At 34.7% G+C, this 25122-nt stretch carries 26 protein-coding genes; 16 read left to right on the forward strand and 10 right to left on the reverse strand.

Translation table 11 applies throughout. The features are described 5' to 3' along the window. Window positions 1-6: 6 nt before the first annotated feature. On the reverse strand, window positions 7-330 hold the full coding sequence (locus HHU12_RS22920) for a DUF3276 family protein (protein WP_169659076.1): 324 nt from the start codon (window positions 328-330) through the stop codon (window positions 7-9). A gap of 180 nt (window positions 331-510) precedes the next feature. Here HHU12_RS22920 and HHU12_RS22925 point away from each other — a divergent pair, with 180 nt between their 5' ends. From HHU12_RS22925 to HHU12_RS22935, 3 genes are all read left to right on the forward strand, one after another. Beyond that, the gene (locus HHU12_RS22925; protein WP_169659077.1) at window positions 511-1269 is read left to right on the forward strand and encodes a septal ring lytic transglycosylase RlpA family protein; all 759 of its coding nucleotides are present in this window, start codon (window positions 511-513) and stop codon (window positions 1267-1269) included. A 15-nt stretch (window positions 1270-1284) separates the two neighbouring features. Then, a complete protein-coding gene (locus tag HHU12_RS22930; RefSeq protein WP_169659078.1) occupies window positions 1285-2082 on the forward strand; it encodes a septal ring lytic transglycosylase RlpA family protein in 798 nt (265 codons plus the stop codon). A 127-nt stretch (window positions 2083-2209) separates the two neighbouring features. Beyond that, window positions 2210-3121 (forward strand): DUF58 domain-containing protein, encoded by a 912-nt coding sequence (locus tag HHU12_RS22935; protein WP_044203801.1) that lies wholly within the window; start codon window positions 2210-2212, stop codon window positions 3119-3121. Between the two features lie 151 nt (window positions 3122-3272). On the opposite strand, the gene HHU12_RS22940 is transcribed toward HHU12_RS22935, so the two are convergent. Beyond that, window positions 3273-4757 carry an acetyl-CoA hydrolase/transferase family protein gene (locus HHU12_RS22940; RefSeq protein ID WP_169659079.1) on the reverse strand — a complete coding sequence of 495 codons (1485 nt, stop codon included), beginning with the start codon at window positions 4755-4757 and terminating at the stop codon, window positions 3273-3275. Window positions 4758-5085: 328 nt separating this feature from the next. Here HHU12_RS22940 and HHU12_RS22945 point away from each other — a divergent pair, with 328 nt between their 5' ends. After that, on the forward strand, window positions 5086-5412 hold the full coding sequence (locus HHU12_RS22945) for a hypothetical protein (protein ID WP_169659080.1): 327 nt from the start codon (window positions 5086-5088) through the stop codon (window positions 5410-5412). Window positions 5413-5577: 165 nt separating this feature from the next. Continuing rightward, entirely contained in the window at window positions 5578-6951 is a 1374-nt protein-coding gene (gene hisS, locus HHU12_RS22950; protein WP_169659081.1) for a histidine--tRNA ligase, read from the forward strand. Between the two features lie 329 nt (window positions 6952-7280). On the opposite strand, the gene HHU12_RS22955 is transcribed toward hisS, so the two are convergent. The 3 genes from HHU12_RS22955 to HHU12_RS22965 all read right to left on the reverse strand — a co-directional run bounded on the left by HHU12_RS22955 (window position 7281) and on the right by HHU12_RS22965 (window position 9380). After that, a complete protein-coding gene (locus HHU12_RS22955) occupies window positions 7281-8204 on the reverse strand; it encodes an aspartate carbamoyltransferase catalytic subunit (protein WP_169659082.1) in 924 nt (307 codons plus the stop codon). Between the two features lie 68 nt (window positions 8205-8272). Beyond that, window positions 8273-8812, reverse strand: a complete 540-nt coding sequence (pyrR, locus tag HHU12_RS22960; RefSeq protein WP_169659083.1) for a bifunctional pyr operon transcriptional regulator/uracil phosphoribosyltransferase PyrR — start codon at window positions 8810-8812, stop codon at window positions 8273-8275. Between the two features lie 58 nt (window positions 8813-8870). Next, the gene (locus HHU12_RS22965; protein WP_169659084.1) at window positions 8871-9380 is read right to left on the reverse strand and encodes an NUDIX domain-containing protein; all 510 of its coding nucleotides are present in this window, start codon (window positions 9378-9380) and stop codon (window positions 8871-8873) included. Between the two features lie 194 nt (window positions 9381-9574). On the opposite strand from HHU12_RS22965, the gene HHU12_RS22970 reads away from it, so the two are divergent. From HHU12_RS22970 to HHU12_RS23020, 11 genes are all read left to right on the forward strand, one after another. Further along, window positions 9575-10204: a hypothetical protein gene (locus HHU12_RS22970; RefSeq protein ID WP_169659085.1), complete on the forward strand. Its 630-nt coding sequence runs from the start codon at window positions 9575-9577 to the stop codon at window positions 10202-10204. 293 nt (window positions 10205-10497) lie between these two features. Next, window positions 10498-11760 carry a glutamyl-tRNA reductase gene (gene hemA / locus HHU12_RS22975; protein ID WP_169659086.1) on the forward strand — a complete coding sequence of 421 codons (1263 nt, stop codon included), beginning with the start codon at window positions 10498-10500 and terminating at the stop codon, window positions 11758-11760. 6 nt (window positions 11761-11766) lie between these two features. Continuing rightward, window positions 11767-12246, forward strand: a complete 480-nt coding sequence (locus HHU12_RS22980; RefSeq protein WP_169659087.1) for a globin family protein — start codon at window positions 11767-11769, stop codon at window positions 12244-12246. 149 nt (window positions 12247-12395) lie between these two features. Beyond that, a complete protein-coding gene (locus HHU12_RS22985; protein WP_169659088.1) occupies window positions 12396-13223 on the forward strand; it encodes a c-type heme family protein in 828 nt (275 codons plus the stop codon). A gap of 137 nt (window positions 13224-13360) precedes the next feature. Further along, on the forward strand, window positions 13361-13837 hold the full coding sequence (locus HHU12_RS22990) for a hypothetical protein (RefSeq protein WP_044203818.1): 477 nt from the start codon (window positions 13361-13363) through the stop codon (window positions 13835-13837). Window positions 13838-13855: 18 nt separating this feature from the next. Beyond that, on the forward strand, window positions 13856-14914 hold the full coding sequence (locus HHU12_RS22995; protein ID WP_169659089.1) for a ferredoxin--NADP reductase: 1059 nt from the start codon (window positions 13856-13858) through the stop codon (window positions 14912-14914). A gap of 138 nt (window positions 14915-15052) precedes the next feature. Continuing rightward, complete coding sequence (locus tag HHU12_RS23000) at window positions 15053-15754, forward strand: cytochrome c3 family protein (RefSeq protein ID WP_169659090.1); 702 nt, start codon at window positions 15053-15055, stop codon at window positions 15752-15754. A 98-nt stretch (window positions 15755-15852) separates the two neighbouring features. Beyond that, window positions 15853-16317: a DUF4231 domain-containing protein gene (locus HHU12_RS23005; protein WP_169659091.1), complete on the forward strand. Its 465-nt coding sequence runs from the start codon at window positions 15853-15855 to the stop codon at window positions 16315-16317. 374 nt (window positions 16318-16691) lie between these two features. Beyond that, window positions 16692-17864, forward strand: coding sequence for a hypothetical protein (locus HHU12_RS23010; RefSeq protein ID WP_169659092.1), 1173 nt, complete (start codon window positions 16692-16694; stop codon window positions 17862-17864). Next, window positions 17864-18283 carry a hypothetical protein gene (locus tag HHU12_RS23015; protein WP_169659093.1) on the forward strand — a complete coding sequence of 140 codons (420 nt, stop codon included), beginning with the start codon at window positions 17864-17866 and terminating at the stop codon, window positions 18281-18283. Before HHU12_RS23010 ends, HHU12_RS23015 begins: the two co-directional genes overlap by 1 nt. 136 nt (window positions 18284-18419) lie before the next feature. Continuing rightward, window positions 18420-19778: a glycoside hydrolase family 140 protein gene (locus HHU12_RS23020; RefSeq protein ID WP_169659094.1), complete on the forward strand. Its 1359-nt coding sequence runs from the start codon at window positions 18420-18422 to the stop codon at window positions 19776-19778. Between the two features lie 36 nt (window positions 19779-19814). Here the strand turns inward: HHU12_RS23020 and HHU12_RS23025 are convergent, their stop codons facing one another. From HHU12_RS23025 to HHU12_RS23045, 5 genes are all read right to left on the reverse strand, one after another. Then, window positions 19815-21149: a DUF58 domain-containing protein gene (locus HHU12_RS23025; protein ID WP_169659095.1), complete on the reverse strand. Its 1335-nt coding sequence runs from the start codon at window positions 21147-21149 to the stop codon at window positions 19815-19817. 6 nt (window positions 21150-21155) lie between these two features. Continuing rightward, window positions 21156-22142 (reverse strand): AAA family ATPase, encoded by a 987-nt coding sequence (locus HHU12_RS23030; protein WP_169659096.1) that lies wholly within the window; start codon window positions 22140-22142, stop codon window positions 21156-21158. 2 nt (window positions 22143-22144) lie between these two features. After that, entirely contained in the window at window positions 22145-23350 is a 1206-nt protein-coding gene (locus HHU12_RS23035; RefSeq protein ID WP_169659097.1) for a DUF4350 domain-containing protein, read from the reverse strand. Continuing rightward, on the reverse strand, window positions 23334-24023 hold the full coding sequence (locus HHU12_RS23040; protein WP_169659098.1) for a hypothetical protein: 690 nt from the start codon (window positions 24021-24023) through the stop codon (window positions 23334-23336). The genes HHU12_RS23035 and HHU12_RS23040 overlap by 17 nt, the downstream gene beginning before the upstream one ends. Before the next feature lie 249 nt (window positions 24024-24272). Then, the gene (locus HHU12_RS23045; RefSeq protein WP_169659099.1) at window positions 24273-25016 is read right to left on the reverse strand and encodes a hypothetical protein; all 744 of its coding nucleotides are present in this window, start codon (window positions 25014-25016) and stop codon (window positions 24273-24275) included. Window positions 25017-25122 lie beyond the last annotated feature (106 nt).

Here is a 25122-nt window from a genome sequence, read left to right on the forward strand (position 1 = left end):
AAAGGCCTAGTAAGATAAATCATTATCTAGTGGTTCGCTTTTGAATCCATCGTCGAAACTTTCTTTGTATTCGTAGTCCTCTCCAGGTAAAAGATCATTCTTGACCTTATCTACGCATTCCCCCAAAGCATCAACAAATTTTTCAAAGTCTTCCTTGTATAAGAAAATTTTGTGCTTTTCGAATACAGGCTGATCATCTTTGAAACGCTTTTTACTCTCCGTAATGGTCAAGTAATAGTCGTTCGAACGAGTTGCTTTAACATCAAAGAAGTAAGTACGCTTGCCGGCACGAACTTTCCTTGAAAAGATTTCTTCTCTTCTCTCTTCCACAGTCCTAATCTTTTAGTTTATTTACGATCCTAATTTTTATATAACATTTCGATTATCCAAATCAAATCGAAAAAAAATGCATTTTATTTCTACTTTAATGCAAAAATTAAGTAAAAGGAGAAAAAAATTGTAAGTTTGCCCCCGATTTTAAATGAAGATTCTAAGAAACACTAACCTTTAATGAAGAGAAAACTTTTATTGTTCCTTGTATTTTTTTTAGCTCTCAATCACTTTATGCTTTCTCAGACCATCACTAAAATTGGTTATAAAGAGATGGGCAAAGCTTCATATTATCCTGATGATCGGGATGGAATTATTACTAGAGGAGGAGTGAAGTTCAGCAAAGACTCTATGTATGTTGCTCACAAATACTTTCCTTTTGGGAGTATCATTAAAGTAAGAAATATTGATAATGGAAAAACAGTGTTGTTAAAAGTGGTAGACAGGCCCTATACGTCTTCAAGAATTATTGATATGACTTATGAAGCGGCACAGCGATTAGATATCATAGGCGAAACTGAAAGTATGGTGGAAGTCATTTTGAAAGATACTCCAGCAACTTTGAGAGAGAAAAGAAAATTACAGCAACAGGCCAAAGCTAAAGCAAAGGAAGAGAATAATAGCATAGATATTGATAAGACATTATTTACGGAAGTAGGAACCTACACATTAAGAGGTGATAAAAAATCGATTGAAGGTGTTGGTATTCAGTTTGCTACTTCGCCAGATATTGAATACGTGCTATCTGAAGGGAAAAAAATTGAATCAAATTATCTAATTTCCTCTATTTTTGTGCAGACAGGATGGTCTAATGGTCAAAAGGTTTACCGCTTGCTTATTGGGTGCTTTTCATCTTCGGATGCCGCTCAGCCATTATTGCAATTGTTCCAGAAAGGGGGCTATTCAGACTGCTTTGAAAAGAAGCACCATAACAATTAAATCATACTTTTTATAATGATGAACCTAAAGAAGATAATTTTACTATTATCCTGCTTAGTGACTATAACTACACTTCACGGACAAACTAAAGTAGGTGATAAAAAAAGAGGACAGTCGTCTTATTATGCCAATAAATTCCATGGAAGAAAAACGGCCAATGGAGAACGTTTCAACATGTATGCTTACACGTGTGCACACCGAGAGCTTCCTTTTGATACTTATTTAAAAGTAACCAATCTTAAAAACGGAAAATGGATTGTAGTAAGAGTAAATGACAGAGGGCCTTTTAAATCCAACAGAATTCTTGATCTGTCAAAAGCAGCCGCTTCCAAAATCGGTATGATTGAAGATGGAATTGCTAAAGTGGAAATTGAGATATTAGCAACGAACGGGCAAGGGACAAAAGTGAAAGAAGGTACATCGGGTAGTGCAGGACAGAGCATATCTTCTAAAGACATCAAAAAAGACAAAAAGAAGAAAGAAAAACCTGTTACAGTTAGTAATACACCAAAGCATTCGACAAAGTCTTTCAAAGCTCCAGGTACTTATAGTATTTGGGGAACTTCAAAAAACATCAAAAAGGGATATGGAGTGCAATTAGCATCTTATTCAAGCCTTTCAAAAGCGAAGGAAGCTGGGAAAATAGCCAATAAAAAAGGACTGACTGAAATCTACATTCAATCGGGTTACCATAAGAGTAAAGTGATTTACCGTTTGCTTTATGGAGATTTTTCACAGAAAGAAGCAAAAAATAGTATTAAAAAGGTAAAATCAAAAGGGTATAAGGGTGCCTTTGTCAAAAAGCATTTGTAACTTAATAGAATGGAAGTTGAGACTTCTTAGAACTTTTAGGTATTCAAGAAATAATTTGATGCCTAACACTGACGTTAGTTGTTTCAGCTAACATTACACACTTCATTCAGTTAAAGTAAGACTATAGATGTTACAAGAAATCTCTTTTGATACAATACGACAATACGGTAATATTGAACTTTTAGCCAAGCAAATGGTGGAAGGTTTTATTACTGGATTACATAAATCACCTTATCATGGTTTTTCGGTAGAGTTTGCAGAACACAATCTTTATAACCCTGGCGAAAGTACAAGGCATATTGACTGGAAAGTGTACGCCCGTACAGACAAGCTTTTTACGAAACGATATGAAGAGGAAACGAACCTGAGGGCTATGATTGTTTTGGACCGTTCGCCTTCCATGTACTATCCTGATAAAACCTTTGATAAGATGGCATTCAGTACCATGGCGGCAGCGTCATTGGGCTATATGTTGCAAAAACAAAGGGATGCAGTGGGTTTGTGTACTTTCTCTGATGACTTGGAAGAAATGACACAGGTGAAATCTACAAGAACGCATTTACATCAGATCTTTGTGAAACTACAGCAGATGCTGGAAAAGCCGCCTCCACAGAAAGGAACTCACATTGCTAAGGTTTTACATCAAGTAGCAGAAACAATTCATAAACGTTCTTTGGTGATTATTTTCTCTGATATGATGGGGCAAATGGGCAACAGAGATGAAATGTTTGCTGCCTTACAGCATTTGAAACACAATAATCATGAGGTGTTGTTATTCCATGTTGCCGATCATAGTACGGAATTGCAATTGGAATTTCCAGAGCGCCCTATGGTATTTGTGGATGTTGAATCTGGTCAAAAGGAAAAACTTCGTCCATCACAAGTAAGAGAACAATATCAGCAAACTATTCAACAGCTTTATCATGATTTAAATGTGAAGTGCGGTCAATATAAAATTGATTACGTTGAGGTAGACAGTAAAAAAGATATAGATCAAATCATCATTCCTTACATGCTCAAAAGGCAGAGAATGAGATAGGGAGGTATGAGGTAAGCATGAAGAATTAAGAGTGAAGAATGCTCTCTGTAGTAGCTTAATCTTCAGAAAATAAATCAGGTATAATCATTAAAAAAGCCGTTCCAACCTAAGTTGAAACGGCTTTTTAAGTTTAAAAAATATAGGAAATGAATTACCATTTCGTGTTTCTCATGTCACCAGAAGTCATGAACTCCGAGTGCATGTTGAATACTCTATCCAATGCTTGAGGCGTTTGTGGATGACCTGAAGTTACTTCTAAGTACTCTCTTAAAGTCTCTTTGTAATCAGGGTGAACACAGTTCTCAATGATCGCTTCAGCACGTTGACGAGGAGATTTACCTCTTAAGTCAGCTACACCTTGCTCAGTGATGATCACCTTCACAGAGTGCTCAGAGTGATCTTCGTGAGATACCATTGGTACAATAGCACTGATGCTACCACCTTTCGCCACTGAAGGACAAGTGAAGATCGATAAGAATGAGTTACGAGTGAAGTCACCAGAACCACCGATACCGTTCATCATCTTCGTACCCAATACGTGAGTAGAGTTGATGTTACCGAAGATGTCCGCTTCAATTGCAGTGTTGATCGTGATCAAACCTAACTGACGAACAATCTCTGGGTTGTTTGAGATCTCTTGAGGACGTAATACTAATTTGTCTTTGAAGAAATCGAAATCACCGTAAATGTCTTTCAATACATCAGGAGATACAGTTAATGAACAACCAGAAGCGAAAGTGATATCGCCATTTCTCATTAATTCGATAACTGCATCTTGAATTACCTCAGTATACATTCTGAATGGAGGGATACCAGGGTTTTTACCTAATGAACCTAATACAGCATTCGCAATATTACCCACACCAGATTGGATTGGTAAGAATTCTTTAGGAATAGTACCTTTTGCTAATTCACCCGACAAGAAGTTGGCAACGTTATCACCAATTTTTTGAGTTACCTCATCTACAGGAGCAAAACCACCTACTTCGTCAGGAGCACTTGTTTCTACAATACCCATGATTTTAGAAGGATCAATTCTTAATACTGGCTCACCGATACGAGCATCAGGAGAGTAAACTGGAATTGACTTTCTGTAAGGAGGGTCTAATGGCTGATAAATATCGTGAAGACCTTTGATAAATTTAGGGTGATTACTGTTTAACTCAATAATTACCTTTTTCGCTAATTTAGTTGCTGTTGGAGAGATACCGACACCTGAAGTAAGAACAACCTCACCATTAGGTGTGATATCAGCTGCCTCAATAATTGCCACATCAATTTCGCCAAAGAAACCATAACGCATCTCTTGTGCTAATGCTGATAAGTGCATGTCAAAATATTCAACATGACCGTTGTTAATAGCACCTCTCATATCTTTGTTTGACTGATATGGAGTACGGAATTTAACAGCATTTGCTCTTGCCAATTCTCCATCCAAAGAATCACCAGTAGATGCACCTGTAATCATTCCAATTTTAAATTCTCTACCAGCTTCATGCTCTCTTTTCGCTTTCTCAGCAATAGCCTTAGAAACTACTTTAGGAGATCCTGCAGGAGTGAAACCACTAAATGCGACTGTTGTATTATGGTGTACATATTCCGCCGCTTCTTCCGGAGTTAAAATTTTAAATGGCATATTTTGTCTTTGCTTTTAAACGAATTTTTATTTCTATTAAGTGTAATAATTCTCTTCGAATAGGTCTCAAAAAGTTACACAATGATGATGTGTTATTTAATATTAACCTTAAAATTATGATGTAAAGATAGAAGGAGAGTAAATGAAAAATGATGACCGATTAACTGCCAAAAAAGGTGATTAATATAATGTATTCTGTAATGTTTTTTAATGAAAAGGTTAGGGTTGTCATTGTTGTTGAAGGATAGGAGTGTTTATTTGTAAAGGTTTAAGTAACTCCACTTGCTCAACGAATCAAGTTTATATCAAACAGCTAATACTAAAAAAAATGAACATACTTCTATTTATTTTATTTGCTTGTAATCACACTTCAATTAAAAATGATTTGATGTTAATAGAGTACTATAATAAAAATAGTGTAGCGTATTTTGATGATAACAAAACTCTTATTATTAAAAGTGTTACTAGTGTGACTAAAAAACGATTGTTAAAAAGCAAAGATTGTTTTTTGAGACTTTCAAATGATGATGAAATATTATTAGTTGAGGATTTTGAAGAAATATATGAGCATTCTGATTTTTTCTTTTCAGGAGGATCAATTACAGTTTTTTTTGATGAAAAAGGAAGTGTGTTAAAAGTAACCCCTAATCAATAACATTTTGTTGCAATCAATATTAGATACACTTGAAGAGAATTCATATTGATTTCAATGAACTTCCCTCTAAATAAATGTCATCATTGTAATTCTATTTTCATTTTCCTTCAAAAATGATGTAATTGCGCATTCTTAATAGAAAAAGAATACTATATAATTATATAAATGGCAAAGCAGAAACCTAGCGTACCTAAGGGTACTAGAGATTTTGGGCCCGAGCAAATGGCCAAGAGAACTTATATTTTGGAAACAATTAAAGACGTTTACAAGAAATATGGTTTTCAAAACCTGGAGACACCAACAATGGAAAACCTTTCAGTATTGACAGGTAAGTATGGTGACGAAGGGGATCAGCTTTTATTTAAGATTGTCAACTCTGGTGATTACTTGAAAAAAGTGAATGCAGATGATCTTGAAAAAGGAGCGAAGCATATGCTTCCAAAAATCTCTGACAAAGGTTTAAGATATGACCTTACAGTACCTTTCGCAAGATACGTTGTGATGAACCAAGGTACATTAAGCTTTCCATTTAAAAGATATCAAGTTCAACCTGTTTGGAGAGCAGACAGACCTCAAAGAGGACGTTATAGAGAATTCTATCAATGTGATGCCGATGTGGTAGGAACAGATTCATTATTATGTGAAGCTGAAATCCTAGCAATGATGGGTGAGGCGTTGACGAATCTTCAAATCACAGATCACACGATCAAGTTGAACAACAGAAAAGTCTTGACAGGTATCGCTGAAGCTATCGGTGAAAACGGTAAAGAGTCAGAACTTTGTGTTGCGATCGATAAATTGGACAAGATCGGTGTGGAGAAAGTAAACCTTGAATTAGTAGAACAAAGAGGTTTTACACAAGAAGCAGTAGATCAATTATCGCCAATCTATGAAATGAGCGGTTCAACTGCCGAGCGAATCGAGAAGATGAAAACGTTTTTAGCTTCTTCAGAAGTAGGATTGAAAGGTTTAGCGGAGTTGGAAGAAGTATTCAATTACACAACTAAAATGGGTGTTCCTACTGAAAAAGTAGAATTTGATGTAACTCTTGCTCGTGGTCTTTCATACTATACAGGTGCGATCTTCGAAGTGAAGGTAAACAATGCCAATATGGGTTCCATCAGTGGCGGTGGTCGTTATGATAACCTTACTGGCGTATTCGGTTTAGACGGAATGTCTGGCGTTGGTTTCTCATTTGGTGTAGATAGAATCTATGACGTTTTAGAGGAGTTGGATTTATATCCGTCATCAGCTGTTGAGACAACAAAAGTAATGTTGACAAACTTTGATGATCAAGGAAGAGACTATTCATTACCATTGTTACAAAAATTGCGTAATGCTGGAATCTCTGCTGAATTATATCCTGATAATGCCAAAATGAAAAAGCAAATGAACTTTGCGAACAAAAAAGGTATTCAGTATGTAGTTTTAGCTTGGGAAGATGAAATGGCTCAAAATAAATACTCATTGAAAAACATGAGTACAGGCGAGCAGAATATGCTTTCAGCAGATGAGATTGTGGACCTCTTGAAAGGGTAATCAATCTTAGATTAAAATATATGAGTCGCTTTTGGAGTAAAATCTGGGAGCGACTTTTTTTGAATCGAATTTTATGTAGGTTTAGCTTGTGGTTCAGTGGAATTTGCAATGTAACATCCCTACAAATCGGCACTCTTTCAATCTAAGTAAGTCATCATAACGAAATAATTTTCAAAATAATAACCAAACGGATGTACTCCCTGTAGGGACGTTTTAGTAAAACGTCCTTGCGAACCACTAGAAACCCACGACCAACCCACGTCAAAACACAAAAAAAGGCAGTCACCATATTCATGATAACTGCCATCTATATTTTTGCTTAGATAAGACTAAACATCTTTCTTCCCTGCCAACAAGTACAACGCCGCCATACGAGTAGCTACGCCGTTCTCTACTTGATCAAGGATGATCGCATTTTCAGCATCCGCCACATCAGAAGTGATTTCCACACCTCTGTTGATTGGACCTGGGTGCATCACAACGATTTCTTTATCCAATGATTCTAAAATCTCTTTTGTCAATCCAAAGTTCTGAGAATATTCTCTTACCGATGGGAAGTTCTTTACCAATTGTCTTTCCATTTGAATACGAAGCATATTGGCTACATCACACCATTTCAAAGCTTTCATCAAATCATGCTCAACGATAACGCCAAGATCTTTGATGTATTTAGGAATTAAAGTATGAGGTCCGCAAACCATTACTTCAGCACCAAGCTTTTGTAAAGCGAAGATATTGGATAATGCCACACGAGAGTGAAGGATGTCACCCACAATTACGACTTTCTTACCTTCCACAGTTCCTAATTTCTCACGAATAGAGTAAGTATCTAAGATCGCTTGAGTAGGGTGTTCGTGTGTACCATCACCAGCGTTTAAGATCGTAGCATCAATATGCTTAGCCAGGAAGTGAGGAGCACCAGGGCTAGAGTGACGCATCACAATCATATCTACTTTCATAGATAAGATATTGTTGACCGTATCAAGAAGGGTTTCTCCCTTTTTTACTGAACTACCACTCGAAGAGAAGTTAATCACATCTGCTGATAGTCTTTTTTCAGCCAGCTCGAAAGATAATTTTGTACGGGTTGAGTTTTCAAAGAAAACATTGGCGATAGTAATATCTCTCAGAGAAGGGACTTTTTTGATGGGGCGATTAATCACCTCTTTAAATTGATCGGCGGTTTGAAAGATCAGTTCTAAGTCTTCTCTAGTGAGATCTTTTATTCCAAGTAGATGTTTCTGACTTAACATTATATGAATATCTGCAAGAAATTGATGTATATAAAAAAACGGTCATTCTAACGAACGCCGTTGTAAAATTATTGATTAATAAGCCAAAGGTTATCTTCCTGATGACCCTCCTCTTTCCATTCTGCTTGAATGTATTGTGATTGAATTGAATTGACCACCTTACCAACGTAAGTAGGTTCAATCGGTAAATCACGGCTATATTTTCTGTCTACTAAACAAAGTAGCTCCACTTTTCTAGGACGACCAAATGCCATCATAGCATCTAAAGCCGAACGGATAGATCTTCCTGTAAAGACTACGTCATCGATAAGAATAACATTCATATCTTCTACTAGGAAAGGAATATCGGTTTTACTAGGAGTGAGGATACTTTGACCTCTTCTGAAGTCATCGCGGTGAAAAGTAATATCCAACTGACCCAAAGGAACTTCTATCTTTGCCAGTTCTAAAATACGTTTCTTTATTCTTTCAGAAAGAATAATACCGCCTTGCTGAAGACCAATAATCACAGTATTCGAGAAGTCTCCATGATTCTCAATCAACTGTTGACTCAGTCTACTTATCGTAATGTCAAGTAATTGACTTTGTAATATGCTTACTTTTGCCATTTTCTATTTCTAGAATTCATTACGGGGAAATTTACCCCTTCGATTCTAACCTGTAAATCTATGAATTTTCTTTCAAATTCGTATAAAATCCTCGCATTTTGATGAGTTCTTCAAAAGAATTACAATGACGGAACAAATGATGCTTTTCATCTACATGTTTTTCCTTTAGTTCTTCAAAAGAAGTAAAGACCATATTATCAATCGTTTGTTTGTCTTCTGCCATTTCAGGGTCAATTCCCGTCACCAATTCACCTTTCACTCTTTTCACCCTAAAAAAAAGTTCGATACCATGTAATGGAAGATCAAAAAACTCATGAGTAAACATAAATTCATCAATTTCAACCTCAAGACCTGTTTCTTCCAGGAACTCCCTTTTCAAAGCTCCTTCCACAGATTCTCCATATTCTAAACCACCGCCAGGAGGAGCCCAGAAAATACCTCTTTTACCAATACCATGATGTACAGCCATCAATATTTTATCATTTTCTACCAATACACCACAGACTCTCACTCTTAGTCGGTGTCCGAATGTTTTTTCTATATCTTCTTTGGATGCTTTATTGCTCATAGCTCTTCATTATAAAAAGATGTACTAGGATTTAATTTGACCTAGACATATTAATTTTTTAAACTCAAATATACTATCTGAAAATCGTCTAAATACTAAGCCAAAAATAATTGATAACTAATTTTCTTATTACTTATGTCTAATTACAATTCTTATTTGTCTTAATGCAAAGCAAATTATAAAAACTAATATTTATGAAAAATCTCTTTTTAACGCTAGCTTTTACTCTAACATCTCTTGCTTCTTTCGGACAGTTTTTAAAAGATGATGCATTGTACATCAGTCCTTCAATTGGAGGAGGTGACTATTTCTACTTTGGTGTAAGCCTTGATTATATAATTAATGAAAAGTATTCCATTGGTATCTCCGGGTTATCTGGAATGAGAAATGCTAAATCCACTCCAGAGGACTATGACATGGGAGTCATAAACGGCATCTTTACTTTTGGAACGAACAGACCCATGGATTATACTAATATATTTCAATTTCTTGTCGGTAGAACATTCATATTGAGTAAAGATAAAGATGTAAGGGCGAATCTAATGTTAGGTTTATCAATTAGTGAGAAGCAATCTCCATCCAATTGGGTTTGGGTAAATCAGGGAGCATTTCTTGAAAATTATCTTTATGAACAAGAGAGTTATTGGAGTGCAGGTTTGATTTTAAAACCTAAGTTAGAAATACCTTTTTCAAGGTTTTTCGGCATTTCCTTTTCTCCATTTTTAGTACTAAGTCAAGAAGTTAATTATGGATGTACATTAGATTTTAATTTAGGTAAGGTGAGAAATAGAAACTCAAAAAATATGGTGCAAAAAACAAAATAATAAAAACTGTAGTTTTTTAAGTAATAGGTAAGTAAATAAAAATAAAGGATTATTTGTAAGTATAAAACAAAGTGTATATACGTATTTAATGGCCAGTTTAACTACATTTGTATAAGTATATATACTTAAAGTGTTACGTAATATTTCCTGCTGAAAAACAGTTTTTTACCCCTTAAAAAACTAGATTAACAATGAAATATGACATAGTTTGCCTTTTTTAATCCCTCTACATTTGTAATACATAGCAAGCTAACGCACACTATGAAAACAACTCTCATAACACTCGAATTAACATGACAAATGATTTAAAGCTATTTTCCATATCGCATCATAAAGCTACTGTGTTGGTACGTGAAAAATTTTCTTTAAATAATTTAGAGGTAAAGCATTTCTTACAAAAATTAAAAGAGGTGCTATCAATAGAGGAAGCCATTGTGTTGTCAACTTGTAACAGAGTTGAAGTATATTATGTCTCTAAATTATCGCAAACTACAGATATTCTAAAGTTACTCTGTGCTTTAAAATGTCTTATTCCTTCGGATCAATACACTCAATATATTGACGATAAAGAAGGTGATGATGCTGTAGAGTATTTATTTTCTACTGGGATAGGTGTGAATTCACTATTACTCGGCGATTTGCAAATATACGGACAACTGAAGAATGCCTATCAATCTGCAACAGATGAAAATATGTGTCAGGCTTTTTTACATCGTTTGATGCACACCTTCTTTCATTTCCATAAAAGAATTTCAAATGAAACATCCTTTAAGAAAGGAATAAGTTCGAATGGATACGCTGCAGTGAAGGTAACGGATGAGTTTTGTACGCATCAGCCTGAAGCTAAAGTATTGATTATAGGGTTAGGAGAGATGGGAAAAGATGTTTGTCAATATCTTCAGAAAAAAGAAATCAAGAACGTTTCAATTACAAATAGATCTGTTGAAAGGTCTCTTCAAATCAATAAAACATTTGGTTTCGAAGTAATAGACTACAAACAGCATATAGATAAACTATCAGAATTTGATGTTGTAATAACATCAGCTCATCACGAGAAAATAGTTTATGAGCCAACAACATCAAAAGCGAAATCACCTCAGTTAATCATTGATTTGTGTTCTCCAAGAACAGTTTCTCCAGCATTTAATAAGGTAGGTACTAAAGTATTGAATATTGATGATCTGGGGTTGCAACTGGATGAAACGATAAAATTGCGTAAGGCCGCATTACCTGATGTCAACGTAATTTTTCAGGAGGAACTGATCAAATTCAACGGGTGGCTCAAAGAAACTTATTTCACACCTACTGTATTACTTTTAAAAAATGCATTAGAAGAGGTAAGGAGAGATTCGTTAGCTACTTTTAAAAAAGAATTTAATTCGTCTGAATTGGAGGCCATAGAAAGGGTTTCGAATAGGATGATTCAAAAGATTGTACAACTCCCAACACTACAACTCAAAGAAGCTTGTAAGCAAGGTAATGTTGCTACTTTAAATGAGGCACTCAAAGCACTTTTTATGCTTGAAGAGCCTAGTATTCACACTTCAAAAATTTAATTTACTATGGGTTTTTTTAAATCACTTTTCGGCAAGAAAACAAAAAAAGAAGAAGGACCAGTTTCCGCAAAACAAATTGAGTTAGTGCAAAGTACATTTGCAATGGTCGCTCCAATCGCAGACAAAGCCGCGGAAATCTTTTATGCAAAACTTTTTGAGCTGGACCCTTCGCTTAAATCTATGTTTACATCAGACATGGCAGAACAGGGTAAAAAGTTGATGTCAATGTTGGCGGCCGCTGTAAATGGCTTGAACAACTTGGAAGCTTTAGTGCCTGTAGTACAGGATTTAGGTAAAAGACACGTAGGTTATAATGTAGAGGATTCTCATTATGATACTGTGGCTGCCGCTTTATTATACACTTTGGAGACAGGTCTTGGTGACAACTGGAATGAGGAAGTGAAAGAGGCTTGGACCACTGTATATGTAGTGTTAGCTACTACAATGAAAGATGCTGCAGCTACTGTTGAAACAGTAGAAGAATAGTCTTTCTTAAAATTGAAAATCTCTTTTCTTGAGTAATATAGTTCCATAGCAGAGGGGTTCATTCGCCATGGCTCCTTTGCTACTATTACTTCCTACAACAACTCCCAAAAAAACTTTAAACAAACATTTAAACACTAAAAAATAGATTCATGAAAACTTTCTTCAAATTTAATAAGCTACAAAGTTATATTCTACTATCATTAACCACTGTAGGATTTTATAATTGCCAGCCATTGCCAGAGGATTCTACCGCTGAGGTATCCAATAAAAAATATTCTATTGAAGAAGCATTTACAATTGTATCAAAGGAAAACGATGTTGCAAGAACACTTTATACAAAAGCAATTGTTGGTGCAGGTAAGAAAAAAGGATTGAAATTCGATGAGGATTGGGAAAAAGATCACATTGAAGCAGGTCCACTTCCAGCATTATTTTTAAGAGGAATTGCAGGTGATATCCGTAAGAAAGGTGAGGTGCCTTTAGGATTATTCTTAGGTTCAGACTTCCCGATTAGAAAATCAAATAAGTTCAAAGGTAAGCAAGCAGAGTTATTTGCTGAAATGAGAAAGGACGAAAAACCAAAGTTCTTCTACGATGCGGAAAATAAATTATATACAGCAATGTTCCCTGATTTTGCTTCTGCTGGTGCATGTGTAAGCTGTCACAACCAACACCCTGAAACTACTAAATCAGATTGGGTATTGGGTGATATTCAAGGTGCTACAACATGGACGTATCCTGAAGATTCAGTAAGTTTTGAAGAATTAGAAGGTATTATTATGGCTTACAGAAACGGAGCTGCTAATACATTCCAAAAATATATTGACAAAACTAAAACATTCAAAGAAAGCGATATTCCTGTAGTAGGAGAAGAGTGGCCATCAGGTGGTTATCAATTGCCTAGTCCAAATATCTTCTTAGACAGTGTAGGATTATTGACTTCTGAAGAAACATTAAACGGTATTCTGAAATTGTAATCTGTTAAGTCCAAGTACTTAATTACCTGTTGTTGTGCGACTCCCCTCTAGGTTTCATATTTTTTTTACAAATACGTATATCTATTCTAATCTACTTTTCATCTTTTGAGGGGAGTCTACATTTAAATATTTTGGTTATGCATAAATTAAAATTTATATATATAGGCTCTTTTCTGTTTGCTTTATTTGTAATTCAAGATGTATTTGAATTGAGATGGGAAGCTTTATATGAGTTGCAGGAGGAGCAAATGTACAGAAGGTGGTCCGGACTGGGGGTTTTGCTTGTCATCCTCTTTCAGTGGACTTTAAGTTTGGTAAGGAGTGTACCAAGGTGGGAAGATAAATCTATTGTATTTCATAAAATACATAACTGGCTTGGAGCATTTACACCATTGATTTTTTATGTACATTCCATGGAATTAGGCTTTGCCTATCTACTAGTGTTGAGTATTACGTTCTTTAGTAATTTCATAATGGGAATGTTCAATTTTGATGTTATTAGAAGCAAATCACAGCTCTTTTTTCAAGGTTGGATGATTGTACATGTCTCTTTGTCGGTGTTTATCACTTCTCTTACTTTCTATCATATTTGGGTCGTTTTCTTTTACGAATAATCCTTTAAATCAACTCCCATGGAAAAAATTAAAACGCTAAAAGTTGTTGATGTCATCAAAGAAACAAGTGATGCCATCAGTATACATTTCAAACAGCCTTTTTTCAAAAAAATAAAATATACTCCAGGACAATTTCTGACACTATTGGTCAACATTGATGGTAAAGTGATCAGACGTTGTTATTCTCTAAATAGTGCACCTAAAGTGGATCAAACGATTAGTGTGACAGTGAAGAGAATTAAAGATGGTAAAGTGTCCAATTTCCTTTTTGATACTGTAAAAAAAGGAGATAAAATAAAGGTACTTTACCCAATGGGTGAATTCACAATGGAACCCGACCCTAATGCAAAGAGACATATTGTATTATTTGGTGCAGGTAGTGGAATTACACCTTTGTTTTCTATTTTAAAATCAACTTTATATAAAGAGCCTAAAAGTATTGTTTCCTTATTTTATGGGAATAGAGATATTGAATCGATCATATTCAATGAACTTTTGGCTAATCTGAAAAGCGAATTCTCAGAACGTTTAAATCTGATTCATATTCTTGAAAAACCAGGTGATTTCAGTGATTGTTACAAAGGAAGAGTAGAGAGGACACAAGTGCCCGTTTACTTAGAGAAAGTGCCTAAATGGGCGGTGGAAGAAACTGAATATTACATTTGTGGTCCTTCAGGAATGATGAATGAGGCGGAAGAAGGTTTGAAGTTATGTAATGTTCCAGAACAGTTTATTCATATCGAACGTTTTTCAGCACCGCCTCCAACAGCTCAAGAAATGCAAACCCAAGGTGCCTTCTTGGAAAATAGAGAAATTGAAATCAAGCATAAAGGTGCTTCTCATCAATTTACAGTTCTAGCAAAAAGTAATATTCTAGAAGCAGCATTGGATGAAAAATTAAAACTTCCATATGTCTGTATGGATGGCATATGCGGCAGCTGTAAAGCGAAGGTGACTTCAGGTGAAGTGTATATGCGAAAAGGACATGTTCTTACACCTAAGGAGGTAGATGAAGGTTATATACTGCCTTGTATTTGTAATCCAGTTACCAATAATGTGGTGATTGAATATGCATAATTTTCATTTTCAAAATATAAGATCTTATTGAATCAATGCTACATGAATGGTTTTCACAATGCGTTATGGGAGTTAGCAAAAGTCAACCTTGTAGCATTTGATTCTCTCCCAAAAAAACTTTAAAAAGGCATCAATACAATGTTTAAAATAAGTAGAAAAAGAAAAAGGCAGTTCATAGGGATATGTACAGGGATTTTTATTTCTGCCATTACTTATGTTACGCTTTCTCTTCCTCAAAATGATGATTTTCTGTCCAAAGGACCATTAAATACAGGGCATGAAAATCTCCAATGCGAAACTTGCCATACTCCAGCAAAAGGAAATGTTTTTCAGCAAGCACAAGCCAATTTAATGCACACAGTAGGTTTAAGAAGATCAGAGGCAGATTTTGGAACACAGAATGTAGATAATACAAAATGTTTGGATTGTCATGACAGAGCAAACGACAGACATCCATTGCACCGTTTTGAAGAACCTCGTTTTGCTCAAGCCAGAAAAGATATAGGAGTTACCGAATGTGAATCATGTCATCAGGAACATAATGGCGTTCGTATTACGCAGACTAATATTGGTTACTGTAAGTCATGTCATGAGGATACAGAAATGAAAAATGATCCATTAGAAGTATCACACAAAGAATTGATCGGGCAGAATAGATGGAATACGTGTTTACAGTGTCATGATTTCCATGGTAATCACATTTTCCATGCGGCTGAATCTTTAAAAGATACAATTCCTGTTCAAGAAATAAAGGACTATTTTGCAGGAGGTCAGTCTCCATATGCAGAAGAGAAAAAATACTACGCTACTACAGAAGAGGAATTGAATAAAAAGAATTAAGCTCCAAAATGTAAAACGGTGTGATATTTAAAGTTCAATTATGTAAATTGATAGTTCAAAAAGTAAAAACTTCAATTTTTTCATACTTGAGCTAAACAATGAGTACTACAAAAGCAAAATACGATGTTCTATTTGATGAAATTTCAGCCATTGCAGATAGAGCTTCTTATCGTAGTCAGGAAAATAAATTAAAGTCATTCAGAATTTACTTGGGAATAGCCATAGCTTCTGCATTGATCACTATTTTGGTGGCAATCTCTAGCGATGTCCCAGAAGAATACCAATTGCATGCAAAAATACTCACACTTTTATTGAGTGGAGTAACTACTGTTTTAGCCGCTTGGGATGGTTTTTATAATCATAAACAGCTTTGGATCAATTATGGCGAATCAAGAAATCAACTGCGTGCCATTCAACTTAAAATGAAAATGATGGATGAGCAACAAAGAAATGATGATAAAATTTTGGATGCGATTTTTAAAGAATTTCAGGAAGTGATGCATCATGGCAACTCCAATTGGAAGTCTTTAAGAATGGAGAAGGCAGAGGTGACTAAAGAATAGTTGAGTAGTGTGACAAAAGAAATGGAACAAAAATTTCGTTCACCATGACTGAAGTCATGGGCTAGTATATTTACTCCGACAACACTAAAGTGTTATCTCCGTTATCACGACCTTCAAGACTTTAGTCTTGGTTAGGTTGCCTTATCACCTGTCCATAGTTTTAACTATGGTGCAAGAAACACTCGTTTACTTTTGTCCTAGTACTTGACCTTATCAAAAATAAAATCTGAAATACCTTGACATATTAGTATTAAGGGCTCTTCAAGAATTTGAAGGGCCTTTTTTGTATTCATCAAGTTGTATAATTGAATGTAAGACCTAATCTTATTAAATTATAATATTCTCTATTCAATTTTACTTACTCGAAACTTGCTATGAAAATTTTACTACTGCTACTTACGCTATTTTTATTTTTCTCATGTAATCAAAAGAAGCAAAAAGAAAATTCCACTGAAAAGGAACATCTTGAAAAAACGACAGTGATTGAAGTAAAGAAAGTCCCTGAAATTACCTTTCCCATTTCTCCTATAGATCTAAATCCAAGGTATACTTGGGAAGAAAATATTAATGCTACATGGAATCAATATTTAGGAGGAGCTCCAGATGAAATCTATAAAATATTTGAGTTATCTGAGTTTAAAAAGGAAGAAGGGGTGTTTATCGTAGTGACAAAAGATGGAACCACAAATTATTTTACCCTTTTGCCTCAAGAGGATGGAACCTATGTATTGGATAAAATTAATACTTCATCGATTTCTGTTCTGCATCAATACGGTAATGCGGCCACAATTACAATCAAGCCTTATGAAATTTCAATAGATTTTAATGATAAAAATGGATTGGTTGTTTCCTATGAAATTTTCGGAATGAAAGAGGTACCTAACGGAGATGGGATGATGCCTTTTCAGAAAATTCAGCACGATTACCTTACTTTTAATGAGCAAGGGAATTTGGAGTATAATATTGGTGAGACTGAAAAGTTCAATGATCGATTTGGAGTAGATATGAAAGAGCATTCCTCTCTTGATACTCATGAATTTCTTTATCAAAAGTATTTTACCACCATTGACAGAGCATTCAATCCACATTTATTCAATCTATTAATGAGTGATATGGATATTTATACGACAAGATTTGATGATAGAGATAATATATTCGGATTAGTAAGAAAGCAAGATAATGGTGAGTATGTAAATGATAATGCCTTTGCTGAATTGGAAGCTTTTTTTGTGTCTCAATCAAATGATCTAAACTTAGAACATATAGATTATAGCGATTACCCCATTTTTTATGTGGAAGATCACGGGAGTTATTTTTATAGAATTGATCATGTGAAAGTAGATGATAAAGAAATTGCTCTTGACCTTGAAAGGGTATTATATATAGATGAGAACAGTGGGGAATTGGATCGGACTTCTGATATTACCTATTATATAGTTTTGATGAATATTGAAGGAAAGTGGCTTTTGATTAATAATTCAGACCGTTTGATGATGGAGAAAGACCGTCTAAAATTACAAACGATTGACTCTAATGAAGGTGAATAATGGGCTATCCTGAAATCGAAAAGTTAAAAGGTTACTATAATCAACATAAGATATTCATTAGAAAAAGTGAGGTGATCCGGGCGGACTTATTTTATGTGGACTTCACCATAGATGGCCAAAGTTTTAAAATTCTTGTGGATGATGAATATGGGGATTTTTCGGATGGAAAACCTCTGATGAATCTCTTTTTAGTATTATTCTCACTTGAGTTGTATGATGAAACTGAAGATCTGCTAGAATGGAGTAAGGAGCTTTATGTTAAACCAGTAAATTATCTTGATTATTATAGAGAATTGGACAATAACTATAGAAAAATACAATCAAAATTAGGGGAGATTGATGCGTGTATTTCTTCTTATGATTATGAGTTGAGAACAAGTGTGATTCAAGAATTGATGAATTACAAGTATAACACTTGATACAATGTTTAGCGGGTATTTATGTGGACATTGTTTATTATATATCACAGATTTTAACAGGGTATTATCTCATAAATCCATTAGTTTTACAATGAAATGAATGTAAGAATTAGCAAACAACTTAAATGGAATGAATATGAGACCACTTTTTTTAATGCTTTGTATTGGCATGTTTTTTAATACCGTAAGTGCTCAAAACACTAAACTCTTAAAAGTCTCAGAAAACAGCAAATACCTTGAGACGGTAGACAATGAGCCTTTTTTCTGGTTAGGCGGTACAGCTTGGGAAATGATCCATCGTTTGACAAAAGAAGAAATTGATCTATACATGGAAGATCGTCACTCGAAAGGATTTACAGTGATACAAACCGTAGTGTTGGCTGAACTTGATGGTTTGAATACGCCCAATGCTTATGGACATAAACCGTTGGTCAATAATGATCCTACCAAGATCAATGAGAATTATTTTGAACTGGTAGATTATGTGATTGACAAGGCAGATGAATTAGGAATGTATATCGCTTTGCTTCCAACATGGGGCGATAAGTTTAATTTAAAATGGGGGGAAGGTCCTATAATTTTCAACGGTGAAAATGCTGAACGTTTTGGAGAAATTGTAGCCCAAAGATATCTTGATAAAAATAACTTGATTTGGGTATTGGGAGGCGATCGAATGCCAGAAGATGAAATGCAGCGTGAAGTGATAGAAGGGATGGCGAAAGGAATTCAATCAAAAGATACAAGACATCTTATTACCTATCATCCTGCAGCTCCGTTTTTGGCTACTGACAGTGTCAATGAACCGTGGCTGGACTTTGATATGTTTCAGAGCGGACATGATAGAGACCTTAAAGAATATGAATTTGTTTTTAGAAGCAGAGAAGTCAAACCTCTTCGTCCTGTTATTGAAGCAGAACCCCGTTACGAGAATTCCCTTGAGAAATTTTGGGAAGATGGAGAGCATGACTGGATGGATGACTCAGATGTAAGAACAACTGCTTACTGGACGATGTTGGCAGGAGCGGCAGGGTATACATATGGTTGTCATGATATTTTGCAAATGTATACTTTGGATAAAGAACCGGTCAATAAAGTAAGAACTGGATGGAAAGAGGCTTTACATTTATCAGGTTCGAAACATATGCTATATATGAAGCAACTATTTACAAGCTTTCCTTGGCAGAAAATGGAAAATAATCAGCGTTTAATTTTAAGCGATAATGAAGAAGACCAAGGCTATATTTTGGCTTCTATGGGGCAGGATAAAGATTTTATTTTAGCTTATTCTCCTTGGGGTAGAGCAGTTCAGTTAGATCTAAGTGAATTAGGGAATCGGGAAGTGAAAGCTTATTGGTTTAATCCTAGATCTGGCGAAAAGTTAGTCATTGGGAATTATAAAACGACAGAGCAACCAACGTTTACACCGTGGTCCTCTGGCAGAGGAAGTGATTTTGTATTGGTGATTTTAGCCGTTGATTCAAAAATTACTTTTTAACCAAAAATAGAGCATGTCACAAGGCATGCTCTATTTTTATAATAGCCCTCTCGCTTTTAGTTCAAGGTATTTGTTGATCGTATCGACATTCAATTTTTCAGGAGTGGTCAAAATTGTATGAATGCCATTTTGTTGTAACTCCTTTGCCATAAATTTCCTTTCGAGAATATTTTCTTCCTGCAACGCCTTAATATAAATATCTTCAAGGCTTTCTATTTTTTTACTCAGCTCATTTTTGATTTCTGTATCTTCAAATAATACTACAACCAACAAATGTTTTTTAGCTAATCGTTTTAAATACGGGAGTTTTCTTTTAAAGCTTTCCTTATGCGTAATGTTAGTAAAAAAGAGTAGGAGACTTCTATGTTTTATTTGCCTTCTCAATAAAGTAGTAATATTGGCAAAGTCCGTTTCCTTATAGCTTGGATTAAGGTTATAAAGCTGTTCAAGTACATTTTTCATCTGTCCAGAATTTCGGCTGGCTTTCAGAAAATTACTGTTATTATAGTCGAAGGCAGAAACCCCAATCAAATCCTGTTTTACTTGAGCAATATGAAGTAAAACCAAGCTGGCATTGATCGAATAATCTAACAATGTCATTCCATTGAAAGGCAGTTTCATATTTCTGCTCATATCCAAAACTGCGTAGACCTGCTGTGCTTTTTCATCTTGATAATGATTGACCATCAATTGTTGTGAACGGGCAGTTGCCATCCAGTTGATGGTTCTAAAATCATCTCCAGCCACATACTCCTTTATCTGATCAAATTCTTTCTGCTGTCCAATTTTCCTTACTTTCTTAATTCCTCCCTCAATATGTCCCGTATTAAGGGCCATCAATTCATATTTTTTCAGCTTACTGAAAGAAGGATAGACCTTTACAGATTGAATATCACAGTGCTGTTTTATCTTTCTTCTGACCAGCCCTAGTTTTGATTTGACAAAAAGAATCAGATCACCAAAATGATATTCACCTCTTTCTTTAGGAACAATGGTATATGAGATATCTTTTACCTCATTTGCTTTTAATTTGAACTTAAATCGGAGATTCTTTAGCTGAAATTCAATAGGAGCTTCATCAATCAGTTCAAGGTGAAGGGTTTGATTTCCTTTATTGACCGCATGAAGTAGAATGTCGTTTTCTTCCCCGTTTGATAGCTTTTCAGGTGTTTGACGTTCCGCATATAGATCTTTTTTCAAACCGAAAAGAAGAATGATATCTAAAATCGTCAATACCCCAAACGCCAAACAAAGCAAAATTGCAAATCCATAAAGCAATGGAACAAAGTGAGCGATAATAAAAAGGAAAACAAGACTACTCCCAATCTGATAGAACCGGTCTGAGAAGAAAAGTTGTTTATAAAAACGCATAACCGATTATCTAGGTACTTCGATAGAATGAACGATCTTATCAATGATACGGTCCATATTTTCACCTTCCATTTCTTTTTCTGCCGTCATAATCAAACGGTGTCTTAAAACTGGTTTTATCACATAAGCAATATCATCAGGTGTGATAAAATCTCTTCCTTGAAGGCAAGCCCAAGCTTTTGAAGCATTCAGGAGAGCTACACCGGCACGTGGAGATGCCCCTAAATAAAGGTCACTGCTCATTCTAGTTCTTCGGATCAGTTGCAAGATATATGTCATAAGATCCTCTTTCACCATCACTTTTTTGGCAAGCTCTCTAAATTCTTTCAACTTAGCAGGAGAAAGTTTAAACTCTTCTTGTATTAAATTAGAGGGGTTTTGATGCTGATGATGCATTTTTAATACCTCTAATTCATCTTGTTCCTCAGGGTATTCTAAATCTATTTTAAAAAGAAAACGATCTAATTGAGCTTCAGGAAGTGGATAAGTGCCTTCTTGTTCTACTGGATTTTGAGTACCAATCACTAAAAAAGGTTCTTCCATTGCATATCTTTGCCCATCATAAGTAATTTGACGTTCTTCCATTACCTCAAACAAAGAAGCTTGAGTTTTGGCAGGGGCTCTATTGATCTCATCCGTTAAAACGATATTTCCGAAAACAGGTCCTTTTCTATATTCAAAAGTATTGGTAGAAGCATTGAAGATATTTGTTCCGATAACATCTGAAGGCATTAAATCGGGCGTGAACTGAATTCTAGAATACTTTCCATCAATCATTGTTGCCAGTGTTTTTGCCGTTAAAGTTTTAGCGACACCGGGTACGCCTTCCAACAAAACATGACCGTCTGCTAAGATGGCTGTCAATAAAAGATCAATTGTTTTTTGCTGTCCTTTTACAACGTTATTAATGCCTTCTCTAAGTTTATTAAGTTCATGAACCAGCTCCGAAGTATCAATTCTATTTGTGAATTTGTTAATTATATTTTCTTCCATATTTATATTTCGTTTGAATAAAAGTCGTCTATTAATTCATTTACATTTTTGAAACTCTCATCGCTCATTGAGTACATTACCAGTTTGTCTAAACTGATGAAAAGCTTCTTTATTTTCTCAATTTCAATTCCAGAACGGAATGAAAGTAATTCCAAATCTTCCCAGTTATCCTGTTTGTTTAGGTTGATATTGTACTTATTAAGAATATGATTCAGTAAATACTGCTTTCTTTTGTCTAGAATATTTTTGTTATTTTTCTGTCCTAAATAGAGTTGTCCAAGTGTATTTACAAATTTTAGGCTTTCATTCTTAGGAGGAATGATATTAGGAATAGGTCTTTGTTCTCTTTTGGCTTCAAAAATCAAGTAGATAAAGATGATCAACAACAGTAAATAAACGGCTTCTCTTAATCCATCATTCCCTAAAAGCACACGCAAAGGTGAATTGTGGCCTTTTCTTCCCAAAGAGTAATACTCCGTTTTAATATAATCTCCCTCAGGAAATTCTTTTATTATTTCATTGACAAGAAGGTGATTGTCATTATGTAAAAGTGCTATGTTAGTAAAAACTTTAGGTATACTTAAAAGGTAAATAGCTCCTTGATCTACATTTTTTTTGAGAAACACAGCGTCAAAATTGGTATTGCGTGCTAGTACTTCAGTGTCAAGAGTATCATACTTATCAAATGAAGTAGTCATATCAAAACTTGAAAAATAGCCTTTCTGTTCATTAAACTCAATCAATGTGGTGTCCAAGTCAAAATTGAAATCCTTCTTTTGGATCATCTCTTTGATAGATATATTAGAGTAATCAATATCAAGTTCGACCCCTAAAGCTTTCGTCATGTCATGATTAAGTTTCTCAGTGGCAATGATGATCGTATTTCCTGATGATGCACTCTGAAGCATAGCATCAACGCTTTCTTTATCAAATGTCAGTTTTTTGCCTACTATAAAAAGATTTTCGGTTGAATAGTCTTCTTTGTCAGTAACCAATATTTCATAGGCTGTGGATCTAGAATACTTTATATTCATTTTCATCTCTTCATCCTTGAGCAGTTCCATCAATGCTTTAGTACCGTAGGGATCTTTGGAGTTAGAATTGTAATGAGCAGTCCAGTTTGTTTCATTTTTTGAATTGACACTAATGACGAGGTACAGCACCACAGCAAAAATTAAAATGAGGTATTGCTTATTGAACTTTTTCATATTGACTTACTGCAGTTTCAAAATCGTTGTACATATCTTTAACTTGCTGATAGATTGTCTCATTTGCATCAAATTCACCATACCAGCAGTATTGGAAATAAACCCCAATGGAATGAAACGTTTTTTTGATCAGTTCTTCTTTTAGCTGAAGTAAAATATCATTATGGTGATCAACTTTTTTCAGGTTGATTATTCCTTTCTTATCCAATTGATCGATGGAAAGAAGATAATACAGTCTTACAATTTCATGATAATCCTTTGCTTTAATAGCTTCTTTCAGTTGAGTGCTAAGTGGTATGATATCTTGGTTAGGAGAATAGATAGTATTGAAACCTTTTTCATCAAATTTTTCACGATTTCTAAAAACAATAATATGATTTGATTTTAAAACCAAAAATATTCCCCATATAAATAATATTGCGATGGAAAGCTTAATGATATCTACAACATATTCAAGGCTGATATCTGGCGCAACATCAAAAAATTTTGAAAGGTAGTCTACAAACCAATCACTGAATTTTTCACTGGCTGATATTTTATGTGTCGGTAACTCATAAGTATAATCACCGTTTTCCTTCAGATCACTCAGCTTTTCTTTAGAGAATTCCCTCTCTTGTGCATTGACAGCAAAAGCGACAAAGAATATGTAAATTAGAACTATATATTTTCTCATTTTAAATTTGTCTTCATTAAAAACCTGAATGAAATGATTACATTGATACTATAATTCCCCAGTGTTCATGTTCTATTTTCTACAACACTTATTAAGCAAGACTTCTTTCTCTTTTTTAAAGGGAAAAAGAAGACGATGATACTTAGAAAAATAATATGTTGTAGTAATGGGAGATGAAGTTGTATAGTATAGATGCAGTAAAGGTGATTACAGCAATAAATACTAAGGTTTCAATCAAAAAGGAAATAGCTACGCCATCAATTCAACTTCTCTCACTAAGCTTGTGAGTTCCTTCTTTTCTTTTAATGAAAAATATAAAACGGTAAAGCCTAATTGCATAATTATCACAACCAATGGTGTGATCATCAATGTTAAACACGAACAGCTGATCAATACTATCATATAAATCTGTACGATACTTTCACCAATGTAGAGCAGAGGTACTATAAATGATACTGCAGTAAGACCAAATCCAATGATCTGATTTATAAGTGATACGATCATCATAGTCATAAAGATATAACCAAAGGAAGACCACCAATTATGTTTTATCAGGTAAGAGCATCTTTTCATTGTCCCCATTATATCAAGATCTTCAAATACAATAATAGGAATAGCAATAGAATAGGTGATCATTACGTATATGCCGGGGAGATAGAAGAAAAATGAAGAAATAATAATCAGGATGCCTAGCAGTATTGAAATCACAAAAACTTTGGGTAAATACTCAAAAGTGATCTTTCTGACATCTGAAATTGTAAAGTTTTCTTTTTTATCCATGTAGGCCTTTACGATACTTGGCCCCATGGTAATAAGCATTAAAAAACCAACATGGATAATAAGTCCTCCCACCCAAAGAGCTGGGCTCAACATTACTGTAATTATATATGAAATTAGTTTTTCAGAACTTCCTAAACTCGATGAATCGAACAATGGGTCAACAAAGGAATAGGTCATTAATGCAGTACCAACCAAAAAAAATGGACATGCCAATAACAAAATTGATTTAGTAATCGTATTGAAATTTTGTAACTACTCACCGACATTAAATTAGACAAAAAGTAAGTCAGCGATAATTTAAATTTAATAAAATCTTCAT

Origin of the sequence: Flammeovirga aprica JL-4, from assembly GCF_012844305.1 — a bacterium.
In the GTDB taxonomy this organism is placed as follows: domain Bacteria; phylum Bacteroidota; class Bacteroidia; order Cytophagales; family Flammeovirgaceae; genus Flammeovirga; species Flammeovirga aprica.